Below are 19,883 nucleotides of genomic sequence, written 5' to 3' on the forward strand. Positions count from 1 at the left end.
AAGGCCGTCGGCGAGGCGTGGAGGCTCGACGCGGCGCTGGGATGCACGGTGCTTACCGTGTATTTCGAACGACGCCGAAAAATCCTCAATGGGCGCAGCGATTGCGCGGGCGATCGCTGGCGAAGGGCTGACAGGCGCGCATGGCGCTGGCGATGTATTTCTCCACGGAGGACACCGACACCTCGATCTCGCTGGCGATTTCGCGATGGCCCATGCCGCCCAGTCGATGCAGCAACAACGCCTGGCGAGCCTTGGCCGGCTGCAGGCTGATGGCGGCGTCGACCTGGGTCAGGGCTTCGAACGCCAGCGCGCGGCTCTCTTCCGACGGCCCCAGCGGCACCTCCTGCTGCCTCAGGCGCTCCAGATGACCGGCCTCCAGGCGGCGCCGGCGATAGAGGTCGATGAGCATGCCCTTGGCGATCTGGGTGAGATGGCAGCGGCACTCATGGGGCGCTGGTACGGCGCCTTTTCTGATGAGGTTCAGGTAGATGTCGTGCGCCAGGTCGGCGGCGTCGGTGGCGTTGCCCAGCTTGCGGCGCAAGAGGCTGCTGAGCCAGCCGTGATGGTCTATGTAGAGTCGCTCCAGTTGTTGCCTGAGCGCGAACGATCCGTTGTCCACGATGCCTTTCCCACCCCATGTCGATGTTGCGATTTTGACGGATGATAATAAGTATGATTATCATTTGCACGATACGTTTTTTGCGTGCTGAGTGCAAATGCACCACCCATTGCTGCTTCCGTGTCGCGTTCATGCATCGACCATGACCCTGTTTTTTCTGCCAACCAAGGTGCTTATTTCCATGATGGAATCCCGTCCCGACACTCCCCCGCAGGATCTGCTCACCCCCCATGAAGAGCAGGCCTGGCTCCTTCAGCAGCAGTACCCCGAGCAGGTCCGCAAGCACTTCAGCGCCTGGTCGCTGGGTTGCGCCTTCGATACCCAGCGCCTGGAGTCGGCGCTCAGGGCCGTCATCGACGCGCTGCCGGCGCTCAATGCTCGTTACCTGTTCGACGATGAAGGCGAGCTGCGCAGGGTCACGGCCGAGGATTGGCAGGCCTGTGTCGGCGTGCTGCAGGTGGACACCGAGGCGCAGGCCAGCGAACTGCTGCTCGCCCGCCAGGCGTTGCCCTGGGATGCTGAAACCCAGGCGCCGCTCAATGCACTGGTGATTCAGACAGAGCAGGGTGTGATCCTGGGTTTCGTGCTGCATGAGGTGCTGGACCAGACGTGTCGTGAAGACGACCTGTATCGGCTGGTCATGGACGCCTACGACGGACGTCCGGTGGGCGTGCCTCACTTGCCTTGGCTGGTTCGCCAGGCGTGCGACGGTTCGGTTTCGACGTCGGCCGATTCCACGGCGGGCGCGGACGTCGACACCTTGGGCGCGCTGATCCTCGCCGAATTCCGCACGACCCTGGCGGAGCCGGACATGACCCTGGAAGACGACTTCTTCGAGTTCGGCGGCCATTCCCTGCTGGCAACGCGGATCATCGGCAAGCTGGCGGACAGCCATGGCGTTGAGGTGGGCTTCAACGACTTCTTCAGTGCCTCTTCGGCAGGCGCACTGGCGTTGCGGGCACGTCTGCGCGAGCACCACCCGACCAGCGCCGCCGTGGTGACGCCCAAGGCTGTACAGACCGCGCCCTTCGCGCCGGCGCAGGCTTCGCTGGGGCGCGCCTATGCGGCGTTCGATTTCGGCACGATCTTCAATCTGCCGTTCGCCGTGGCGTTTCGCGAGTCGGTCGACGAGGTCATCTTCGAGCAGGCATTGCGTGACCTCGTCGAGCGTCATGCCAGCTTGCGCACCACCTTCCATTTCGACGAAGGCGAGCCCTACCAACGGCTGGTGCCCGTCGAGCGCTTGGGCCAGTACCAGTGGTTCTGGTCCAGCCAGCATGGCGACGGCGCGAGCCTGGCCAGCGAAGCCGGACATGCTTTCGACCTGTCCCGCGAGCTGCCGATGCGCGTGCGCTTCCTGCGTGATGCGCAGCACGGTGGGCAAGTGCTGTCGCTGCTGGTCCACCACATGGCCATCGACGAGTGGTCGCTCAACGTCATGATGCAGGACCTGAGCCAGGCCTATGCGGCACGCGCCGCTGACCGCGCGCCGGTCTGGCACGAGCCGGCGCCGGCGTTTCACGAATTCGCCACTCGCGCCCGGATCGCCGGCATTAACCCACGGCATCTGGCTTACTGGACCGACATGCTGGCCGATGCCACGCGCGGTCTGCGCCTGCCCAGTCCCGTCGGCGAAGGCGCTGTAGCCTCGACCGAATCCGCTATTCAGGCGCAGTGGTTCGAGATTACCCCGAGCCAGGCGCTGACCGACGAGCTGCAGCGTTTCGCCAGGCTGAACAACGCATCCCTGTTCGGCGTGCTGTACACGGCGATTGCGCTGGCCTTGCACAAGGTCGGCAACCTTGAGGAACTGGTCATCGGCACCTCGGCTTCGGGACGCACCGACCCGGACTACTACAACACGGTCGGCTACTTCACCACCATGGTCGCCCACCGCGTGCGCTTCGAGCCGCAGCAGGCGCTGGGGCGGATGGTCGAGTCGGTCAGCAGCCTGATCAATGATTCCATGGCCTACGCCGACGTGCCTCTGGAACAGATCCAGCAGGCGCTGGGCATGACGGCCGCCGATGGCCTGCTGTTCGACGTGTACATCCAGATCCACGCCAACAATGCCTTGAACGGCGCCTTGCGCGGGGCCGATGGCGAGGCGATCCGCTACCGCCAGATCGACCCCGACAAAAGCCAGTCGATGTTCGGCATGCAGTTCGAGATCATGGAAAACAAGGTTCATGGCCAACGCTCGCTGCGCCTGGTCGTGACCTACCAGACCGCCCGCTACAGCGCCGTGCAGATGGCCAGGGTCAGCCAGGCCATCGAGCAGGTGATGGCTGCCTTCACCGGTGAAGAAGGCGCAAGCGCCCTGGTAAGCCAATTGACCCTCTAGCAGCTCCCGTAGGAGCGGTCATCGGCCGCGAAGGGCGCGCTGCGGTATGACTGCTCCTCCGCGGCGGCCTTTTCGCGGCCACGGACCGCTCCTACAGGAGATCGGTGCACACCGCGGGGATGTACACCCCGTAGGAGCGGTCATCGGCCGCGAAAGGCGCGCTGCGGTATGACTGCTCCACCGCGGTGACCTTTTCGCGGCCACGGACCGCTCCTACAGGAGATCGGTGCACACCGCGGGGATGTACACCCCGTAGGAGCGGTCATCGGCCGCGAAGGGCGCGCTGCGGTATGACTGCTCCACCGCGGTGGCCCTTTCGCGGGCAGAGCCCGCTCCCACAGAATGCGTTTTAGGCTTGATGCATGCCGTAGCGCTGGAACGACGAGCGCTTGGGCAGCCGATAGCGCTCACGCCCCAGCAGTTGGTTGGCGATGGTGGCGTTGCGCGTCGGGGCGATACCCAGGTCGGGCGAGCCCACGCCGTGCTGGAAGATCTCGGCGTTCTGCACGAAGATCTTCCCGGCGCCTTCGTCGCGGCGCCGTGCGGTGAAATCGGACTGCACCACGCAGTCGCCGTGGTCATCGGTGTCCAGCACCGTTTCCTTGAGCCGTTCGAACCATTCGGGCCAGGTATGCCGGTAGCCGGTGGCAGCGACGATCGCATTCGCCTCGATGGACCCGCTGCGGTCCAGTTCGCGGTGCCGGTAGGCGATGCGCAGAGTACCCTGGAGATCTTCCACCCGTTGCACTTCGCAGTTCGACAGCAGGGTCAGGCCCGGCTCGCGCCCGCCGATGGAGCGCTCGTAGATCAGGTCGTACAAGGCGCCGATGGTCGAGAAACTGATGCCCTTGTACAGCAGCCCTTGCCCGGCGACGATCTCGCGCCGGCGTTCGGGCGCCAGGCTGTGGAAGTAGTCCATGTAGGCGGGGGTGAAGCATTCCTGGCCCAGCTTGGAGTATTCCATCGGGTGGAAGCCGGGTGAGCGCGTGATCCAGCGGATCGAAGCGCCGGCCGCGACCCGCTCTGGCGTCAGCGCGCTGAACAGCGCCAGTACGCATTCGGCGGCGCTTTGTCCGGAACCGATCACCGTGACCTGTTGGCACTCGGCCAGCTCAGCCTGGCGTTTGCCGAACTGCGCCGAGTGCATGATCGGCGCCGCGCTCTTGACCTGCGCCCACTGTGGCAGCAAGGGTTGGGTGCCGATGCCCACCGCCAAGTGCCGGCTGCGATAGTGACGCTTGAACCCGGAGATCGACCGGCTCTGGATCACAAACCGTTGGTCATCGACATCGTAGGTGACATCGCACACTTCCTCGTCGAAGCGGCACGTGTTCAGGCGTTGCGCCGCCCAACGGCAGTAGTGGTCGTATTCCAGGCGCGGCACTTGGAAGTTGTCGTAGTAGTAGAACGCGTGCAGGCGGTCGTGATGATGCAGGTAATTGAGATAGCTCAAGGGGTGCGTCGGGTCGGCCATGGTCACCAGGTCGGCCAGAAAGGGCACTTGCAGGGTGGTGCCCGGAAGCAGCAACCCTTCGTGCCAGCGAAACTCGCTCTTGCGTTCCAAAAACAGATGGCTCACCTCGGGGTGGCCATCGAGCAAGGCGGCCAGCCCCAGGTTGAACGGGCCGATGCCTATGCCCGCAATGTCTATCGTCGTTACATCCGTCATCCCGTCTCTCCATGAGCATTGTCGGGTAGGCACGGCGCCACTGCAGGGCGCCGTGATCGATTCACTGCGCCAGTGCGGTGCGGCCCTTGGCGAGCAGCCGTTCCACGTCGTGGGCGTTGCGGCACTGCAGCAACTGGCCGGGTGACAGCGTCACGGCAAAGCATTCGCGCAGCCTGGCGGCAATGGCCTTCAAGTGTTGGGGGCGCAAGCCCAGGCTGATGAAAGGAGTAGCGGAATCGTCGGTGGCTTGCGCCGTGCGACCCAGCACACTCAGGTAAGCCTGCAGCACGGCCGGCGCCACCGCGTCCGCAGCAGGGGCTGCATCCAAGGTCGGCGCGGCAAGCAGTTGCCGTGCCTGCTGGCGGTCGACCTTGCCGTTCGGCGACAGCGGTAAGCTGGCGACGGCCAGCAGGCGCGTCGGCAGATGGGAAGGTTGCAGATGCTCGCGGGCATAGTTGCGCAACTGGGCGACGCTGACCGGCTCGGTACCCTGGTCGCTCACGTACAGCGCACCGAGGTTGGTTTCGCCCTGGCTTGCGTCTGCGTAATCCACCACCAGCACCTGGCGCAGTGCGGGATGGTTGCTCAGCACCTTTTCCACATCGGGCAGCGAAACACGCACGCCGCGCACTTTCACGTAGCCATTGACCCGGCTGGCGAAGATCAGCGTGCCGTCGGTGCGATAGCGCCCGCGGTCGCCGCTGCGAAACGCCCTGACAGGTTGACCCTGTTCATCGCCGACGGTGATGAAATCGGTCTGCGCGTACTGGCCGTCTTCCAGGTAGCCAAGGGCCAGATTGACGCCCGTGGTATGGATACGGCCAACCACGCCCGGCGGGCAGTGCCGGCCGTGCTCGTCCAGCACCAGGTAGCGGTTGCCGGGCAACGGCTGGCCGTAGGGGATGACCGTACGGTCGTCGCTGCCGATCTCGTGCCAGATGCTCCAGATGGTGGTTTCGGTCGGTCCTCCAAGGGAAATCAGCCGAGCATCGGGCAGCCATTCGCGCAGCTGCGCGATCACCACCGGCTTGATGTAGTCGCCGCCCTGGGCGACCAGGCGCAGGCTGCGCAGGTCGTGTTCGCCACGGCAGGCCAGGAGCATTTCCACGATTGCCGGCACCGAGCACCAGAGGCTGACCCCATGCTTGGCGATCAACTGGTTCCAGCGCACCGCGTCCTTTTCTTCGTTCGCCGCAGGCAGCACCAGTGTGGCGCCGGCGCTGAGGCTGCCGAACACGTCGAACAGCGACATGTCGTGGTGCAACGGCGTCACCGACATGAACACATCGTCTTCGCTGACCTGCCAGCGTGCCAGGGTGCTGCCGATCACGTTGGCCGTGGCGCGGTTGTTCAACACCACGCACTTGGGCTGGCCGGTGGTGCCCGAGGTGTACAGGTAGTAGGCCGGCGCGTCACTCAAGGACAGGTCGCTCAAGGACAGCTCTGACCGAGCCGGATCATGCGCAGACTGGGGCAAGGCCGCAGGCGTGGCGAGCAGTGCCGACATTGCGACGGCGGGGTGATCGACGGGTTCCAGCTCGGCCATCACGACCAGATCGGGCTGGCAGTTTTCCAGCAGGTAACGACGCCGTTGTGCAGGCGCCGACGCGTCGATGGGCACCCAGATCACCCCTGTCAGTGCGCAGGCCAGGGTCAGCAGGGTGTGCTCGGGGCTGCGCGGCAGGCAGATCGCAACCACCTGCCCGCGCGCAATATCGCGGGCCTGCAAGGCGGCGATCACCCGTGCCACGCCGTCGCCCAGTTCGGCATAGCTCAGGCGTGTGGTGCCGCAGATGAGCGCAGTGCGCCTGTTGTCGGGGTCGAACAGATGCCCGGCGATGCGAGCCAGGAAAGGCGTTTGGCAAGCCTCGCTCTCGGGGCTGTTGTGGCGGTAGTGGCGGGTGTCCAGCAGCGGCGCGGTGGCCAGGGCGAAACGCTCGCCGGCGGCCACTTGGGCCATGGCACGGTCGAGCATGCCCAGGATGCAGGCGACGTGTTCCGAGTCCATCACCTTGTCGGCATAGTCGATGTCTACCCTCAGCGCGCCTTCGGCGTCGGTCGACAGCCGAATGTCCATGGCCACCTGCGGCGTCTGGGTCAGCCCTGTGTGCAGGCGCACGGGACTGTCGGCAGGGGTCACCGGCCACGACAGGCCACTGGTGATCACCACCGGCAGCACCGGGCCCGGTCCGTGCTTCTCGAACAGCAGGCGGGTCAGGTCGACCCCCGAATACGCCAGGTGCTGCAACCCTTCGAGCACATCGACCTGCAGCGCGCTGGCGCGTTCGGCGAACGGGCGCGAATCGGCGGCCCAGTTGATGGCGATGAAGCTCGAATGGTTGGCCAGGTCGGCGCCAGCGGCCGGCGCGACCGGGAGCGCCACGCACAGATCGCCCTCGTCGAGCCAATGCGCAAGCACTTCCATGACCACGGCCATGAGCGCGGAGTTCTTGAACAGATGCTGCCGTGCCGCCAATCGGCTCAGCGCGGCGAACGTTGTCCGGGGCACCACCAGGCTCTGCCGCCGGTAGCTCGACGGCCCCGCCTGGGCAAGTAGCTGCTTCCACGGCAGGCACGGCGGGCCGGTGACGGCTGCCAACTTTTCGCGCCAGTAGGCCATGTCGGCCTTGCGCTGTTCGCTCGAGGCTGCCGCAGCTGGCCGTGATGCTGGCGCGGCGAGGCTCTGCTCGGTGCTGCCGGTGAACAGTTCCACCAGCAACGCCGCGATCGAGTGGCCGTCGAGGATCAAGGCGTCCATGCGCACGAACACCACGTGTTGGTCCTGCGCCAGGTGGAACACCGTGACGTTCCACGGTGCGGCGCGCAGATCGAACACGGCGTGGGCATAGGCCTCGCGGCGTTCTTCGACGCTGCGCAGGCCGTCGCTCAACGCCAGGTGGCGCAGGTCGATGTCATCCAGGTGCACCTCGGCCGCGGCACTGACGTACTGCACGCGCTGCTCGGCGTCGATGTGGGTGCGCAGGCACGGGTGACGTTCCACCATCGCAGCCAAGCGGCTGCGCAGCAGATGTGCATCGATAGGCCCGCGGTACTCACGAAATTCCTGCATGGCCACGCCGCCCAGGGCCATGTGTGCGCTACGGCCCAGCAGGTAGGCCTGTTGCAAGGCGTTCAGCGGCTGTCGAGCGGGCGGTGCGCTGAACGGCTGGTCCAGACGCGCCGGGTCGGCGGCAACGGCCTGCACCCGTGCGACGAACTGCTCGAACAGAGTAGAAACCCATGGCAGAGGCAGGGCGTCGACGCGAATGTCCCAGTTGATCGAAAGGCCCTGGTCGATGTGCGCCACCTGAACATCCAGCGCCACCTGTGGGCCTTGGGAGATGACCCAGTTCATGGGGCCGAAGACTTGCCGCACGCGTTCGGACAACAACCCTGCCTGGCCACGGTCGAGGGCCGCGGTGAACACCACCGGCGCCAACTGCGGCGAACCCTTGTGGCGTGACAGGTCGCGCATCAGGTCCACGCCCGAATAGGCGCTGTGCTCCAGGGCCTGGATCAGGTTGTCGCCTAGTTGCCGACACAGGCTCGCCGGACTGTCGGCGCTGGCCATGTCCACGTCGACGATCAACACGTTGGCGAACTCGCCGAGGGTGTCTTGCACCCAGGGCAGCAGCGGCGCGCGCCAGAAGCTGGGGACGTTGAGGCGAAAGCGGACGTCCCCGGTACGCTCGCCCAGCACCGTGGCGAACAGCCCGAGCATCAGGTTGGACAAGGTCATTCGCCGCTCGCGCGCCAGCCGTTGCAAGGCCTGATAGTGCTGCGCGTCGAGCCAGGTGTGCAGGCGCTGGCTGCGTGGCTGCGCCGCGGGCTGATCGAGCAAGGGCAGGGTGGGGGCTGGCGCAATGGCATCCAGACGCTGGCGCCACCAGTGGCGATCGCGATCGCGGGCGCTTTTCACCGCCGGGTCGGCGCGTAGCGTGTCCAGCCACTGGAAGAACGTCGGCGGCGTTGCGCCTGGCTGCTCCGGTGTTACATAGGCCGTTGCATAGGCCGCCGCCAGGTCTTCCATCAGCGTGGGAAAACTGGATGGGTCGATGGCGATCATGTCGGTGTCGACGTGCAGGCGAAAACGCGCGTGCGGAAGCAGGCTGATGCCTAGGCGCAGCCCGCCGAAGTGGACCAGGTCCAGTTGCTGATGAGTCCACAGGTCGCGTTTGTGCAGCAGCACCCGATCCATTTCCGCGGCCGCAAGTCCGCTCAGGTCCTCGACTTCAAGGGACGGCGCGCACGCCGTCGGCGGGGTGTGCTGCAAGCCGTCGGGGCTTACCCGCAACTGCAGCATCGGGTGGCGCCGGCCGGTTATTTCCAGTGCCGCGCGCAGCCGGTCGAGGTCGATCCCATGGCCGTCGAACTCGGTGTACAGGTGAGCTGACACGTTTCCCAACGCCGCATGAGCAGCTCGCCCGATCCAGCAGGCGGCTTGCATTGAAGTTAACTCTCTCATGGCTCACTCGTTTCACGTGATTGACAAGGTTGTGGATATGCCGTCACCATTAGAAACAATAATCATTCACATTCGCAATTAAAAATTACACTTTAGGGCAGGGAGGCGAAACCGAAGATGAGATCAGCCATCGTCAGAACGACCGCGCCGCAAGACATGCAACAACTTGTTTCAAATGGTGATTTTTCGTTCGTATCGGGCCAGCGCGAGCTGCGTGCCCAGGGGGTCGTGCAACGCGTCGAGGTTCCGGCGCTGGGTGGCCATGATGGCCAAGGCCGATTCCAGCAAGCCGTGCAGGAGGCGTTCGCCCAGGCTCGGCAAGCCGGGCAGGAGGTGCCGATGGTGGTCGGGGCAATCCCCTTCGACCCGTCCGAGCCGTCTTGCCTGTATGTCCCGCAACAGGCCCAGTGGCACGACTCGCCGCCAAGCGGTCCAGGCACGCTGACACCCATGCCGCCGTTGCTGGAGCAGCGCAACCTGCCTGATGAGCACGCGTTCATGCGTTCGGTCGAGCACGCGGTGACCAATTTTGGCTACAGCGATGTGCGCAAGGCAGTGCTGTCCGTGCAGCGCGAACTGCTGTTCGCGCAGAACATCGACGTCGACGCCCTGGCCCGTAACCTGCGTGCGCAGAATCCTGCGGGCTACCACTTCCGCGTGCCGATGGCCGACGGTGCCACGCTGCTGGGCGTGAGTCCCGAGCTGCTGGTGCGCAAGCACGGGGCCTCGTTCGTCTCCAACCCGCTGGCGGGGTCGGCCAAGCGCATGGCCGATGCCGACGCCGATCGACGCAGCGCCCAGTGGCTTTGCGAATCGGACAAGGATCACTACGAACACGGCTTCGTCACCGCGGACATCGCTGCGCGAATCAGCGAGCTGTGCTCGCGGCTGGATGTGCCGGAGCAGCCCTCGCTGATCAGCACCCCGACCCTGTGGCACCTGTCGACGCGCATCGAAGGCACCCTGGCCGACCCCAGCGTGTCGGCCTTGCAGCTGGCCTGTCGGCTGCACCCTACACCTGCCGTCTGCGGTTTCCCTACGGAATTGGCGCGACGTCTGATTCGCTTCGTCGAACCCACCGAGCGCGGCCTGTTCACTGGCATGGTCGGCTGGTGCGACGCTCAGGGCAACGGCGAATGGGTCGTCACCATTCGCTGCGGCACGGTTGCAGGCCCCAGGGTCAGGCTGTTTGCCGGAGCCGGCATCGTCGAGGCCTCGCAGCCCGCAGTGGAGTGGGCCGAAGTCCAGACCAAGCTGCGCACCATGCTCCAGGCCTGCGGACTGCACACCTGATCCACCTTTCTCATGACGAGCGAAACCATGACTATCGAATTCACCCGCTGGCCGCAGCAACGCGCTCAGGCCTATCGCGACCTCGGCTACTGGCTCGACCAGCCATTGACGTGCATTCTCGACGAGCGCTGCCAGGTTCAACCTGACGCGCTGGCGATCATCTGTGGCGAGCGCCGCTTCACCTACGCCGACCTCGACCGGCTGTCGTCCAACCTGGCTTCGCGCCTGGCTGCGCACGGTTTGGGCCAGGGCGATGCGGCGCTGGTGCAGTTGCCGAACATCGCCGAGTTCCATGTGGTGCTGTTCGCCTTGCTCAAGGCCGGCATCGTGCCGCTCAATGCGCTGTTCAGTCACCGCCGGCTGGAGCTGGGCGCCTACGTCAAGCAGCTTTCACCCAAATTGCTGATCGCCTCTCGCGAACATGAAGTGTTTCGCGACGACGGCTATGAAACCTTGTTCGAGCAGGCCACGGCCCGGCCACAGATTGCCTTGTTGCTCGGTGACGCCCGCACCGAACACAGCCTAGCCCACTGGATCGAGACACCTGGCAGCGAACAGGCGCCGTACGCGCCCACGGCCGCCGACGAAGTGGCCTTGTTCCAGCTGTCCGGCGGCAGTACCGGCACGCCGAAATTGATCCCGCGCACCCATAACGACTACCACTACAACGCCCGTGCCTGTGCCGAGGTCTGCGCGCTCACGGCACAAACGCGCTTTCTCTGCGCGGTGCCGGCCGCGCACAATTTCCTGCTCAGCTCGCCGGGTGCCTTGGGCGTGTTCCATGCCGGCGGCTGCGTGATCATGGCCGACAATCCGGAGCCGCTGGCGTGCTTTGCGCTCATCGAGCAGCACGGCGTCAACACCGTGGCCCTGGTGCCCAGTGCCGTGGCCCTGTGGCTGCAAGCCGCGCCCCCACACCGTGAGCAACTGCAATCGCTGCGCTACCTGCAGGTCGGCGGCGCGGTGTTCGCGGACTCGTTGGCGCGCCAGGTGCCCACGGTGCTGGGCTGTCAGTTGCAGCAGGTGTTTGGCATGGCCGAAGGGCTGATCAACTACACCCGCCTGGACGACAGCGACGAGCAGGTATTCACCAGCCAAGGGCGTCCGGTCAGCCCCGGCGATGAAATCAAGATCGTCGACGAGCAGGGCACCGAGGTGCCCGACGGCCAGGCAGGGATGCTCGCCACTCGCGGGCCGTACACCTTCTGTGGTTACTACAAGAGTCCCGAACAGAATGCCCAGGCGTTCGACGCGCAGGGCTACTACTATTCCGGCGACCTGGTGCAGCGCCTGCCCAGCGGGGATCTGCGCGTGGTGGGAAGGATCAAGGATCAGGTCAACCGCGGCGGCGAGAAGATCGCCTCCGAAGAGATCGAAAACCTCATCGTGCTGCACCCCGCCGTGACCCATGCCGGCCTTGTGGCCATGCCCGACGAGGCGTTGGGCGAGAAGAGCTGCGCGTTCGTGGTCACCCGCGATCCGACCCTCAAGGCGCCTGCGCTGCGTCGTCACCTGGTGGAGCTGGGCATTGCCGAGTACAAGTTGCCCGACCGCATCCGCCTGATCCCGAGCATGCCGCTGACGGCCGTGGGCAAGATCGACAAGAAACGCCTGCGCCAACTGCTGGCAGTGGACACCAACCGCACCTGGCTGAAGACGCGCCTGCTGCAATTGATCGAAGACGGCGAAACCCTCGACCCCGAGGAAAACCTGATTTTCTACGGCCTGGATTCCTTGCAGGTGATGCGCCTGGCGGCCGAGCTCAAGGAGCGCGGCGTGGCCGTGAGTTTCGAGGAACTTGCCAGCGCGCCGACCCTGGCCAACTGGTGGGCACTGGTCGAGAGCCGCCAGAAAGCCGCCTGACTCAAGGTGCGGGCCGCGCCGGTGCAGTGCGGCTCGCCTGGTCATTCCAGAGAGGATGCAAGATGACATTGTCTACTGCCGACACCCACCGACTCGATGATTTCTGGCAACACTGCCTCAAGCATCAGTTCTTCAATATCGGCTACCCGGAAAACGCCGATTTCGACTACAGCGCGCTGGAGCGTTTCCTGCGCTTTTCCATCAACAATTGTGGAGACTGGAGCGAGCACAGCAACTACGTGCTCAATTCCTTCGACTTCGAAAAAGAGGTGATGGCGTATTTCGCCGACCTGTTCGAGATTCCTCGCGAGGACAGCTGGGGCTATGTCACCAACGGCGGCACCGAGGGCAACATGTTCGGCTGTTACCTGGCGCGGGAATTGTTTCCCGACGGGACTTTGTACTATTCAAAGGACACCCATTATTCGGTGGCCAAGATCGTCAAGCTGTTGCGTATAAAGTGCCGCGCCGTGAACGCCTTGCCCACCGGCGAAATCGACTATGACGACCTGCTGGCGAAGATCGCCGCAGACGGTGAACGGCACCCGATCATCTTCGCCAACATCGGCACGACCATGCGCGGCGCCGTCGACGACATCGCCGTCATCCAGCAGCGCCTGCAAGATGCCGGCATCGCCCGGCGCGACTATTACCTGCACGCCGATGCCGCGTTGAGCGGAATGATCCTGCCGTTCGTGGACGCGCCGCAGCCGTTCACCTTTGCCGACGGCATCGATTCGATCTGCGTTTCCGGGCACAAGATGATCGGCTCGCCGATTCCCTGCGGGATCGTCGTGGCCAAGCGCAGGAACGTTGCGCGCATCTCCGTGGAAGTGGACTACATCTCGGCAAGCGACAAGACCATCAGCGGCTCGCGCAACGGTCATACGCCGATGATCATGTGGGCGGCGCTGCGCAGCCATTCTTCCGCGCAGTGGCGCCGTCGGGTCGAGCGCAGCCTGGCTGCCGCCCAGTATGCGGTCAACCGCCTGCAGGCCGGCGGGGTCAAGGCGTGGCGCAACCCCAACTCCATCACCGTAGTGTTTCCCTGCCCCTCGGCGGACATCGCCCGCAAGTACGGCCTGGCCACCTCGGGCGACACCGCGCACCTGATCACCACGCCCCATCACCGCGACAACCGGGCCATCGATGCCTTGATCGACGAGGTCATCGCCGATGCCCGTCCGGAAGTCTGGCGTGCCACCCTCCAGCGCAGCTGGCAGGGCAGTGCCCAACGGCTGCCGCGAACGGCTTCATGGAACCAGGCAGCTGGCCTGGGAAGATTTTGATGCCGGGTCTGCAATGCTCCAGCTTTTCCATTCCACCTTGCCAGAGAGAGGCTACCTTGACCCCACCACTCCACCCCCGGGACTGCGCGAACCTGGAGGATATCCGCGGCGGTATCGATTGGCACGACCGGCAGATTTTCCAGGCACTGGTGCAACGGCTGGAATACGTCAAGGCCGCGGCCCAGTTCAAACCCAGCGAAGAATCCATTCCGGCACCCGAACGGGTTGCCGCGATGCTCCAGCAGCGCTTGGACTGGGCCGCTGCCGCCGGATTTGATTCGGCGTTCACCGAGGCGCTGTTCGAGAAGATCATCCACTGGAACATCCAGCAGCAGATTGAGCACTGGCGCGCGACCCGAGCGCCCTACGTCTGATCATTCCGCACCTACAGGAATGGCAGTGCATATGTGGGAGCGGTCATCGGCCGCGAAGCAGGCGCTGTGGTGTGTCAGGATAAACGCGGTGCGCCGTTCGCGGCCACGGACCGCTCCTACGGGATTGCAGTGCATATGTGGGAGCGGTCATCGGCCGCGAAGCAGGCGCTGTGGTGTGTCAGGATAAACGCGGTGCGCCGTTCGCGGCCACGGACCGCTCCTACGGGATTGCAGTGCACATGTGGGAGCGGTCATCGGCCGCGAAGCAGGCGCTGTGGTGTGTCAGGATAAGCGCGATGCGCTGTTCGTCCTACAGGGATCATGGGAGGATGATGTATTCATTGCGCTGCTCGATGCCCTGATGTGGCCTTTCGATCAGGTGCACGTAACGACCGCTGACCTGGTCGATCGGTACGCAATCGTCCACGTCCAGCACCGCATCGGTATGGGGCTGGCGCCAGTGTTCGAGGCACTGGCGCCTGGCCTTGCTCTTGGCTTCGCGAGGGGCCTGTGCAACCACCAGCACATAGTGATGGGCTTCGCCGAACGCCCGCGGCTCGTAACCGCCCAGGTTGATCACGTACAGCCTTGGCGAACCAGCGGCGGGCGCCAACGGGCTGAACTCGACCTTCCACTGCTCGATGCCGTCCACGGCCATCCAGGCATCGATGTGCAAGCCCTTTTGACCCCCGAACCAGTCCGCGCGCAACTGCGGGTAGATGGCTTGCAGATCGTCGCCGACCGCACAGGCGATGTCGTGTACTTCGATGCGCGCCTTGGGGTGCTTGCCGCCCAGTAAAACGATGTAAAGCATGGGTGCGATCCTTGGAGAGTGGGGGCTGGTAAGATCCAGGCCTTTTCTCGATTTCGAAAGGTCTTCTATGACATCCATCTGCAAGCCATTGCTCACTGCTGCCTTGCTGTCGCTCTGTGCCGCCCAGGCCACGCTGGCCTCGGCCGAAGGCTCCACGTCGACTTCCGACTACAGTTCGGCCTACAGCACGTGCATGGACAGCAACAGCTCCACCACCGGCATGGTCAGCTGCGCCGCCGCCGAGACGAAGCGTCAGGACGCACGCTTGAACGCCAACTACCAGGCCGGCATGAAAACACTCGAAGGCGACAAGCGCACGGCGCTGCGCGATGCACAGCGGCTGTGGATACAGTTTCGCGATGCCGACTGCGCCATCGAGGCCGGTCTGACGGGCGGCACGCTAGACCGGATCAATGCTCAGATGTGCCTGTTGAAGGCCACCAAGGTCCGCGCCGACACGCTGGCAGTGCGGTTTCAGCCGCAGGATCTGTAGTAGCGCCGCTACTTCAGGTTGTCGTCGAGAAACTCACCGATCACCGGGATGATTTCCCGTCCGTGGGTTTCCAGAGCGAAGTGCCCGGTGTCGTAGAAGCGAATGTCCGCCTTGGGCAAGTCACGCTTCCAGGCCTCGGCGCCCGCCGGCAGGAAGAACGGATCATGCTTGCCCCACACCGCCAGCAAGGGCGGCTGGTACTGGCGGAAGTACGCCTGGAACTGCGGATACATCGCGACGTTGGCGGCGTAGTCCAGAACCAGATCGAGCTGGATGTCGGCATTGCCGGGCCGCTGGATCTGCAGGCCTTCCAGGGTATAGCCGTCCGGTGAAACCGTGCTCGGGTCGCTGACGCCTTCCAAGTACTGCCACTTGATCGAAGCCGGTGTGGGGAAATCCTTCAAGGCCTCGCGGTGTTGCGCGGTAGGTTCGCGCCAATACGTTTGAATCGGCGCCCAACCGGCGCCCAGGCCTTCCTCGTAGGCGTTGCCGTTCTGCGAGACGATCGCCGTCACGCGCTCTGGGTGAGCAACGGCCAGGCGCCAGCCTACCGGGGCGCCGTAGTCATGGACCATCAGCGCGTAGCGGTCGAGCTTGAGATGCTCGGTGAACTCGCCGATGGTCTGCGCCAGTTGGCTGAACGTGTAGGCGTATTGGCCACGGGCAGGTGCCTCGGTAAAGCCGAACGCTGGCAGATCCGGTGCGATCACGTGATAGCGGTCGGCCAGTTGCGGAATCAGCTCACGGAACATGAACGACGAGGCGGCGAAGCCGTGCAGCAGCAACACCGTGGGGGCACTGGGGTTGCCGGCCTCGCGGTAGAAGACCTTGACGTCGCCTACCTGCTCATAGCGGTAGTGTACGGTGCTCTCGGCATGGTCGGTGTTGGCGGTATCGACGGCCTGTGCAGTGCCGGCCAGCAACGAGGCGGCAAGCGCAGCGGCGATTGCGGATTTGGACGTAGTCATGAAGGCTCCTTGTGTAACCTCTAATGTGTTCATTTGAAGGTTACGAATAGTTTTGGTAACCTGTCAAACACATTTTCCAAGTTACAGGCTGTCATGAACTCAACCAGCATTGCTCCTGACACGCTTTTCGTGGCCGACAATATCGCGTTGGATTTCATCAACACCGCGTACGGTATGGGTGATCAGCAGCATGATTGCCTGCACGATGACGAGGCGGTATTGGCTTGGCTCAAGGCGGCGGGGCTGATGGCCGAGCAGGGGCATCCAGAGGCTGTCCCGGGATTATTGGCTCAGGCCCGAGCGCTCCGGCTCGGTGCGCGGGCCGTGGTGGACGCTGCCATGACGGGGGCGCATGCCGATCTCGGGGTAATCAACCAGCTACTCGAGGCGGGGCGGCCTGTCAGCTGCCTGCAATGGGATGGCGCAGCCCAGGCGTTTCACCTCGTCACGCGACCCAAGGACACCAGCCCGGCAAGCTTGCTGTGGCCGGTGGCCGATGCGCTGGTCGGCCTGGTGACCGGCGACAAGTTCGAGTTCGTGCGGCAGTGCGAGGCCCACGACTGCATCCTGCTGTTCCATGACCTGAGCAAGTCGCACAGACGCCGCTGGTGCAGCATGGCAACCTGCGGCAATCGCATGAAAGTGGCGGCCTTTCGCGCCCGGAAGAAGCCCGAATAGACGTGGCTCAGGCTGTGTGGAGTACCGGAAAGCGCAGCGTGAAGCGGATGCGTCCGGACTGTGGCTGGACAACACTGGCCTCGCCACCGTGCAATTGCATGATCGCCGCGACGATGGCCAGGCCCAAGCCATTGGAGTCGGAGTTCTGCTGACGCGAGGCGTCGCCGCGGTAGAACCGATCGAACAGATGGGTCAGCGCCGCAGGGTCCAGGGCCGGCCCCTGATTTTCCACCCAGATCATGCAGTGCCCCGCGTTCGACTCCACGCCAATCAGCACATCACTGTGCGCGTCGGCATAGCGGATCGCGTTGGCCACCAGGTTGCTCAACGCTCGCCGCAGCAGCAGTGGGTCGGCATCCAAGGTCGCTTCGCCCGAGGTCAGCAGGCGGATCCGCCGCTCTTCGGCAAGGCCCTCGAAATACTCGGCCACGCGCTCCAGCTCAGCGTGGACCCGCAGCGGCTGACGCTGGACCACGGCTTGGGTATCGTCGGCGCGGGCCAGGAACAGGATGCTTTCGACGATGCGCGAAATCCGTTCCAGCTCTTCCAGATTCGACGCCAGCAGCGCCTGGTACTCGTCGGCGCTGCGGCCCTGGCGCAAGGCGACCTGGCAGTGACCCATGAGCGAACCCACCGGCGTGCGGATCTCGTGGGCCAGGTCTGCGGAGAACTGGGTGAGCCGTTGATAACCCTCGGCCAGGCGATCGAGCATGGCGTTGTAGGCCTCGCTTAATTGCTGCAGTTCGACAGGCGTGTTTTCGCTGCTCATGCGGCTGTGCAGGCGCGCCGGGGAGATGTCGGTGGCATGCGCTGTCATGTCCCGCAATGGCCTCAGCCCGCGACGCAGTAGCACGAAGCCGAGCAGGGCGGTGAGCAGGAAGGCGATGCCCACGGCCAGGTAAATGCGCTGGCGGAACTCGGTGAGCATGGCCATTTCCTTGACCATGATGTGTGCGGCCGTCAGCTTCACTTCGCGGCCGCCCGAAGTGGTCAACACGCTTGCCGCGCGCAGCGGTACACCCGCAGGCGCCATCCCCGTGCGCAGGTCGGCCCTGCTGGGCACGCTGTCGTGGGCGACCTCGGGCAGGGGCGGCAAGGTCGCGCGCAGCGGGTTGACCTGGATCACCGGTGGCTGGCCGACTTCGGCAATGACGAAGATGTCGTCTTCGCTGCCCAGCATGTTCTGGAAGATCTGCGGGCTGCTCGACAGCTTGTCCAGGGTCAGGTCGTAGTGCAGCAGTTTGCGAAAGTGATCGAGCCGACCGAGCACCGCGTTGTCGCTGCGTTGCAGCACCGACGCCTTCATGGATTCGTACAGGTACCAACCGGCGCCCGCCACCGTGAGCATCGCCACCAGCGAAAAGGCCAGGGTCGAGCGCAGGGTCAGGGATGGGGGGCGTCGGCGTCCCATGGGCGCACCTCGCAGACGTAGCCGATGCCGCGCACGGTGTGGATCAGCTTGACCGGGTAGGGCTGGTCGATCTTGCTGCGCAGGCGCTTGACCGCGACGTCGACCACATTGGTGTCGCTGTCGAAATTCATGTCCCACACTTCCGAAGCGATCTGGGTGCGCGAGAGCACATCGCCTTCGCGGCGCAGCAGCAAGTGCAGCAGGGCGAATTCCTTGTTGGTCAGGGGGATGACTTCCTGTTGCCGCGTCACGCGGCGGCGCAGCAGGTCCAGTTCGAGGTCGGCGAGGTGAAAGCGATCGGCTTCGCGCGCGCCACCGCGGCGCAGGATGGTACGAATCCGCAGCAACAGTTCGGTGAACGAAAACGGTTTCACCAGGTAGTCGTCGGCGCCCAGCTCCAGGCCGCGGATGCGGTCCTGTAACTGGTCGCGGGCGGTCAGGAACAGCACCGGTACTGCTTGCCGAGCGCGCAGCACCTCCATGATCTGGAAGCCGTCGATGCCGGGCAGCATCACGTCGAGCACCAGCAGGTCGTAGGCGTTTTCCAGCGCCAGGTGCAAACCGTCGGCACCGTGCTGCGCCCAATCGACGTTGTAGCCGGATTCACCCAAGCCTTTTTTCAGGTACTCGCCGGTCTTGATGTCGTCTTCGATCAACAGGATATGCATCGATCAGGCTCGCTCGGGCGTCGGCGGTTCATAGGTTGGCGGTTCAGGGTCCAGGCGCGCGGCGAACAGGGCCTGCGCAGTGCAGTCTAATGGAGCAGGACGGCGCTGTCGGTTACATTCCTGTCATCGATGGCGCCGTCGCACGAATGACAGAAATGTCATCGCCCGGTCATTCACGCGTGCCAGTTGTTGGCCGAACATGACTGCACACCTACCGCAAGGAGTCGTACCGATGAAGATCAAAACTGCCCTGTCGACCACCCTGGGCACGTTGCTGCTCAGCGCCGCCGTGATGGCCTCGGCTGCGGACATGCCAGTCGTCAAGCCGATGCGTGGCACGGTCGATGGCCTGGACAATAACACCTTGTCCTTCACCACCCGCAGCGGTGCGCACCAGACCATTGGCCTGACCGACAAGACTGGCATTCGCCTGGTGTCCAAGGCCAGCATCGATTCGATCAAGGCCGACAGCTTCATCGGCTCGGCGGCCACGCCCCAGGCCGACGGTACGCTTAAGGCGCTGGAAGTGACCGTGTTCGAGCCGAGCCTCAAGGGCAGCGGTGAAGGGCACTACGGCTGGGAAAACGCTGATGGCACTACTGGCACCATGACCAACGGCACCGTGGGCAAGCTGGCCCAGACCAATGGCCGGACCTTGACCGTGAACTACAAGGGCGGCGAGAAGCAGGTCGTCGTGCCTGAAGATGTGCCGATCGCCTACGTTGAAGCGGGTAAGGCCGAGCAACTGGTCAAGGGCGCCAAGATCGTCGTGTTCCCCGCCGACGACGGCAAGACCGCCCGTGGCGTAGCTGTAGGCAAGGACGGCTTCCAGCCTCCGATGTAACACAGCGGGCTTTCTCCCGTAGGAGCGGTCATCGGCCGCGAAAGACGCATCGCGGAGTATCTGATCTACCGCAGTGGTCTTTTCGCGGCCA

15 protein-coding genes are annotated in these 19,883 nt (G+C 64.4%); 8 read left to right on the forward strand and 7 right to left on the reverse strand.

Features of this window, described 5'->3' with window-relative positions; translation table 11 throughout:
* Positions 1-85: 85 nt before the first annotated feature.
* Positions 86-619 (reverse strand): sigma-70 family RNA polymerase sigma factor, encoded by a 534-nt coding sequence (locus LT40_RS08300; protein WP_043188755.1) that lies wholly within the window; start codon positions 617-619, stop codon positions 86-88.
* A gap of 181 nt (positions 620-800) precedes the next feature.
* Between LT40_RS08300 and LT40_RS08305 the strand changes: the two genes are divergently transcribed.
* A complete protein-coding gene (locus LT40_RS08305; RefSeq protein WP_043193473.1) occupies positions 801-2,963 on the forward strand; it encodes a condensation domain-containing protein in 2,163 nt (720 codons plus the stop codon).
* 349 nt (positions 2,964-3,312) lie between these two features.
* Here the strand turns inward: LT40_RS08305 and basC are convergent, their stop codons facing one another.
* Together basC and LT40_RS08315 are read right to left on the reverse strand one after the other, a co-directional pair.
* Entirely contained in the window at positions 3,313-4,632 is a 1,320-nt protein-coding gene (gene basC / locus LT40_RS08310; RefSeq protein WP_043188758.1) for a putative histamine N-monooxygenase, read from the reverse strand.
* A 61-nt stretch (positions 4,633-4,693) separates the two neighbouring features.
* Positions 4,694-9,097, reverse strand: a complete 4,404-nt coding sequence (locus LT40_RS08315) for an amino acid adenylation domain-containing protein (RefSeq protein WP_043188761.1) — start codon at positions 9,095-9,097, stop codon at positions 4,694-4,696.
* A 156-nt stretch (positions 9,098-9,253) separates the two neighbouring features.
* On the opposite strand from LT40_RS08315, the gene LT40_RS08320 reads away from it, so the two are divergent.
* The 4 genes from LT40_RS08320 to LT40_RS08335 all read left to right on the forward strand — a co-directional run bounded on the left by LT40_RS08320 (position 9,254) and on the right by LT40_RS08335 (position 13,916).
* Positions 9,254-10,390 (forward strand): isochorismate synthase, encoded by a 1,137-nt coding sequence (locus LT40_RS08320; RefSeq protein ID WP_237749294.1) that lies wholly within the window; start codon positions 9,254-9,256, stop codon positions 10,388-10,390.
* A 27-nt stretch (positions 10,391-10,417) separates the two neighbouring features.
* Positions 10,418-12,253, forward strand: coding sequence for a (2,3-dihydroxybenzoyl)adenylate synthase (locus LT40_RS08325; RefSeq protein WP_043193475.1), 1,836 nt, complete (start codon positions 10,418-10,420; stop codon positions 12,251-12,253).
* A 62-nt stretch (positions 12,254-12,315) separates the two neighbouring features.
* Entirely contained in the window at positions 12,316-13,542 is a 1,227-nt protein-coding gene (locus tag LT40_RS08330) for a histidine decarboxylase (protein ID WP_043188769.1), read from the forward strand.
* Between the two features lie 56 nt (positions 13,543-13,598).
* Positions 13,599-13,916 carry an isochorismate lyase gene (locus tag LT40_RS08335; RefSeq protein WP_043188773.1) on the forward strand — a complete coding sequence of 106 codons (318 nt, stop codon included), beginning with the start codon at positions 13,599-13,601 and terminating at the stop codon, positions 13,914-13,916.
* A 319-nt stretch (positions 13,917-14,235) separates the two neighbouring features.
* Here the strand turns inward: LT40_RS08335 and LT40_RS08340 are convergent, their stop codons facing one another.
* Complete coding sequence (locus tag LT40_RS08340; protein WP_043188776.1) at positions 14,236-14,730, reverse strand: DUF1543 domain-containing protein; 495 nt, start codon at positions 14,728-14,730, stop codon at positions 14,236-14,238.
* Between the two features lie 67 nt (positions 14,731-14,797).
* On the opposite strand from LT40_RS08340, the gene LT40_RS08345 reads away from it, so the two are divergent.
* On the forward strand, positions 14,798-15,223 hold the full coding sequence (locus LT40_RS08345) for a lysozyme inhibitor LprI family protein (protein ID WP_193385573.1): 426 nt from the start codon (positions 14,798-14,800) through the stop codon (positions 15,221-15,223).
* An 8-nt stretch (positions 15,224-15,231) separates the two neighbouring features.
* On the opposite strand, the gene LT40_RS08350 is transcribed toward LT40_RS08345, so the two are convergent.
* On the reverse strand, positions 15,232-16,191 hold the full coding sequence (locus tag LT40_RS08350) for an alpha/beta fold hydrolase (protein WP_084139757.1): 960 nt from the start codon (positions 16,189-16,191) through the stop codon (positions 15,232-15,234).
* Between the two features lie 93 nt (positions 16,192-16,284).
* Here LT40_RS08350 and LT40_RS08355 point away from each other — a divergent pair, with 93 nt between their 5' ends.
* A complete protein-coding gene (locus LT40_RS08355; RefSeq protein ID WP_043188779.1) occupies positions 16,285-16,869 on the forward strand; it encodes a CGNR zinc finger domain-containing protein in 585 nt (194 codons plus the stop codon).
* A 7-nt stretch (positions 16,870-16,876) separates the two neighbouring features.
* Here the strand turns inward: LT40_RS08355 and LT40_RS08360 are convergent, their stop codons facing one another.
* Both LT40_RS08360 and LT40_RS08365 read right to left on the reverse strand, forming a co-directional pair.
* Positions 16,877-18,280 (reverse strand): heavy metal sensor histidine kinase, encoded by a 1,404-nt coding sequence (locus LT40_RS08360; RefSeq protein WP_043188782.1) that lies wholly within the window; start codon positions 18,278-18,280, stop codon positions 16,877-16,879.
* Positions 18,253-18,948 (reverse strand): heavy metal response regulator transcription factor, encoded by a 696-nt coding sequence (locus LT40_RS08365; protein ID WP_043188785.1) that lies wholly within the window; start codon positions 18,946-18,948, stop codon positions 18,253-18,255. The genes LT40_RS08360 and LT40_RS08365 overlap by 28 nt, the downstream gene beginning before the upstream one ends.
* A 238-nt stretch (positions 18,949-19,186) precedes the next feature.
* Between LT40_RS08365 and LT40_RS08370 the strand changes: the two genes are divergently transcribed.
* Positions 19,187-19,792 (forward strand): hypothetical protein, encoded by a 606-nt coding sequence (locus tag LT40_RS08370; protein ID WP_084139879.1) that lies wholly within the window; start codon positions 19,187-19,189, stop codon positions 19,790-19,792.
* Positions 19,793-19,883: the final 91 nt, after the last annotated feature.

The organism is Pseudomonas rhizosphaerae (assembly GCF_000761155.1).
Lineage (GTDB): Bacteria > Pseudomonadota > Gammaproteobacteria > Pseudomonadales > Pseudomonadaceae > Aquipseudomonas > Aquipseudomonas rhizosphaerae.

Bases quoted from the DNA above. Each gene is read 5' to 3' on its own strand.
- LT40_RS08340 (WP_043188776.1), bottom strand. From the start codon at position 14,730: ATGCTTTACATCGTTTTACTGGGCGGCAAGCACCCCAAGGCGCGCATC.
- LT40_RS08325 (WP_043193475.1), top strand. From the start codon at position 10,418: ATGACTATCGAATTCACCCGCTGGCCGCAGCAACGCGCTCAGGCCTAT.
- basC (WP_043188758.1), bottom strand. From the start codon at position 4,632: ATGACGGATGTAACGACGATAGACATTGCGGGCATAGGCATCGGCCCG.
- LT40_RS08320 (WP_237749294.1), top strand. From the start codon at position 9,254: ATGCAACAACTTGTTTCAAATGGTGATTTTTCGTTCGTATCGGGCCAG.
- LT40_RS08315 (WP_043188761.1), bottom strand. From the start codon at position 9,097: ATGAGAGAGTTAACTTCAATGCAAGCCGCCTGCTGGATCGGGCGAGCT.
- LT40_RS08305 (WP_043193473.1), top strand. From the start codon at position 801: ATGATGGAATCCCGTCCCGACACTCCCCCGCAGGATCTGCTCACCCCC.
- LT40_RS08330 (WP_043188769.1), top strand. From the start codon at position 12,316: ATGACATTGTCTACTGCCGACACCCACCGACTCGATGATTTCTGGCAA.
- LT40_RS08345 (WP_193385573.1), top strand. From the start codon at position 14,798: ATGACATCCATCTGCAAGCCATTGCTCACTGCTGCCTTGCTGTCGCTC.
- LT40_RS08360 (WP_043188782.1), bottom strand. From the start codon at position 18,280: ATGGGACGCCGACGCCCCCCATCCCTGACCCTGCGCTCGACCCTGGCC.
- LT40_RS08355 (WP_043188779.1), top strand. From the start codon at position 16,285: ATGAACTCAACCAGCATTGCTCCTGACACGCTTTTCGTGGCCGACAAT.
- LT40_RS08350 (WP_084139757.1), bottom strand. From the start codon at position 16,191: ATGACTACGTCCAAATCCGCAATCGCCGCTGCGCTTGCCGCCTCGTTG.
- LT40_RS08365 (WP_043188785.1), bottom strand. From the start codon at position 18,948: ATGCATATCCTGTTGATCGAAGACGACATCAAGACCGGCGAGTACCTG.